Source organism: Vibrio nigripulchritudo ATCC 27043, assembly GCF_000222685.1.
GTDB classification, from domain to species: domain Bacteria; phylum Pseudomonadota; class Gammaproteobacteria; order Enterobacterales; family Vibrionaceae; genus Vibrio; species Vibrio nigripulchritudo.
The window spans coordinates 1-2,842 of record NZ_AFWJ01000176.1 but is presented as its reverse complement, the minus strand read 5'-3'; the positions used below and the strand labels follow the sequence as shown (position 1 = coordinate 2,842).

Below are 2,842 nucleotides of genomic sequence, written 5' to 3'. Positions count from 1 at the left end.
GACACTCTGATGCAGTCTGGTGGTGAAGAAGCACTCATTAAGGTGTCACACGAATTTAAGGTGCCGATATTAAGCTCCAACAAATCCGGGATTCTGAAAGGTTCGACTTTTGGACCTGTCGCCGACTTCTATACCCTTGGCAAAATCGCGGGGCGCAAAGCCGGGCAAATATTAATCAATAACACTCCTCCAACTCAATTGTCCTCTGAGTTACAGGAACCCCCGCAGTTTCTGGTGAACCGAAAAGCCATGCAACTTCTGAACATCCGCATTCCTGATGATATTGGTGACATGGTCACCTGGGTTTCAGAATGAAGCTGACCACCAAAGTTGTTCTCACCGTCATCTCTACCCTGAGTATGCTTATGGCTGCTATGGGTTATCTGCTCGTATCCAGCACCAAGCAAGACATGTCGGAGCGGTTGTTCAATGAGATGACCATTGACTCGAAATATGCACTAAACGCGCTCAACAACAGCATTGAGAATAACGTTGCCATTGCGCAGGTTATTGCCCGAAACCGAGATATCGCCAAAGCGCTGGATTTGCTGGAAAACCGGGGAATCAATCAGATTCTTAACGATCAGCTCGAAGTCTATCCCTTCATTAACTACATTCTGGTGCTGGATGAAGAAAACACGGTGTTTGCCACGACAACTCGGGATCATCAGGGCAAGAAGATTAACGGAGAAAAACTGCTGCTTGAGAGTGTTCATTCTCATCCGATGTACAAAGAGTCTGACGGCACAAAAACTGTGATTGGCGAGGTAATGCTGGATCCTTATCTTCCCGAGCTTGGACTGGATCAGCATTTGTCCCAATGGTTTATTGCGCACGTACAAGTCAGAGGAAAAATCCTTGGCAAGGTTGTCATTTCAGCTAACTGGACCGAAATTGCTTACAACCTGTTAAGTGAAGTAACCCGCTCCATAACCAGTGCAGGACGGCCATTGGAGCTGCTTTTGCTTACAGACATCCAAGACAAAATTTACGCTTCATATTCGCATATGGGTGCGCTTCCACCCAGGTATCAGACTGGGCAGATTTATCAGCCAGAAGAACAGCATTTAATAACCAGCCAGCCCCTCGCCAGAACCAATGCGGTGATCAAAGCCATCGTGGTTTACAACAAAGATTCAGCGTTTCAGCCCATTTACGAATCTAACCATTTTGTACTGTTCTCTTTTTTTGTAGGCAGCGTGGTGATTGCCATTGTTATCGTCATCCTGTTGCGAAATCTGGTTCTGCACCGGCTTGCCGTATTGCATCAAGCTGCTAATCAGATTGGTCAAGGTGATTTGAACGTCAATATTCCTAATCTGGGCACCGATGAACTCGCACAACTAGGGAACGCCATCAATGGCATGGTCAATGGATTACAGGCGAAGACAACCTCTATAGAACGCCTGAATGAAGAAATATTCGCCCGAAAAGCTGCATTAAAAGAAAAAGAAATCAAAGACATTCAACTGGCAGAAGCCAACAAATACATTCGTGGTATCAGTGACAACGCTCCTCAGCTTTTTTCTTATGTCGATAAAGATCTGCACTACCGATTTGTGAACAAAGCTTATCAGGACTGGTTTGGCATACCAGAATCAGAAATCCTTAATCAGCACGTTAAGATCGTACTCGGGGAAACGATTTTCAACGAGGTTTACCCTTTCGTACAACAAGCGCTGGAAGGAAACAAAAATCAGTTTGAAAGCCACATGTCGGTTGGCATCGGGCAGGAAAAACACATTCGGGCAACGTACATTCCCGATATTGTCGACGATGAAGTCGCAGGGATCTTTGTTTCGGTTGAAGACATTACCAACATCAAAGAGTCGGAAATCAAACTTAAAGCGACACTCTCCCTGATGGAGACCATTTTGCACTCAGCAGACAACGGCTTACTGGTCACCGACAGACATGGCAATTACCTGAAAATGAATCAGCAATTCTGCGCAATGTGGCAGTTACCCAATCAATACCTAGATGAAGGTGGCTCACTGAGTTTCATTTCTCATGTTCGTGATCAGCTTGTTGATCCCGCCTCTTTTACACTGTCGCCGGAGCAATTGTCGTCTGGCAGTCTGGAGCGCTCGTTTGACACTCTCGAATTAAGAAACGGACGGGTGATAGAACGCATCTCTCACCCAATGCTGCAAGAAGGTGCGCTGGTTGGGCGGGTTTGGAGCTTCAGGGACATAACCGACCAAATTGAGCATGAAAAAACCATTGTAGATGCCAAAAACAAAGCGGAAGAAGCCGCCGTTGCCAAGAGTGAATTCCTTGCCAATATGAGCCATGAAATCCGTACGCCAATGAATGGCGTTTTAGGCATGCTGGAACTGCTGAGCCAAACCGCATTAGAAGAAGAGCAAGTCCGGCAACTGGGTCTCGCGATGTCCAGTGCAAAATCATTGCTCACCATCATTAACGACATACTGGATTTCTCCAAGATAGATGCAGGCAAGCTTGATCTGGAAGAAGTGAATTTTGACCTGTTAGAACTGTTTGAACACATAAAGGAAATCCACCAGCTAAAAGCCACTCAGAAAGCACTGCTTTTCGACATCGACACCCAAGGCATAAGCACTCAAAAAGTAAAAGGCGATCCAACACGCCTCAGCCAGATACTGAACAACCTGACCAGCAACGCGTTTAAATTTACCTCTGCAGGCAGTGTGCAGGTCAAAGCCTGGGTTGATACCCAAAACGAGGAAACGTTACAGCTTCACTGTTCAATCAAGGACACAGGTATTGGCATAAAACAGGAGCAGCTTGCAGGATTGTTCGATGCTTTCACTCAGGCAGACACATCAACCACCAGAAAGTTTGGTGGAACTGGGCTGGG

The 2,842-nt window shown here is 46.2% G+C and carries 2 protein-coding genes; both read left to right on the top strand.

Annotation, left to right across the window (positions count from 1 at the left end):
* Positions 1 to 315 (top strand): ABC transporter substrate binding protein (locus tag RH89_RS14260; RefSeq protein WP_004403153.1); only part of this gene is annotated, 315 nt, incomplete at its 5' end.
* Positions 312 to 2,842 (top strand): histidine kinase dimerization/phospho-acceptor domain-containing protein (locus tag RH89_RS14255; RefSeq protein ID WP_004403142.1); only part of this gene is annotated, 2,531 nt, incomplete at its 3' end. The genes RH89_RS14260 and RH89_RS14255, both read left to right, overlap by 4 nt.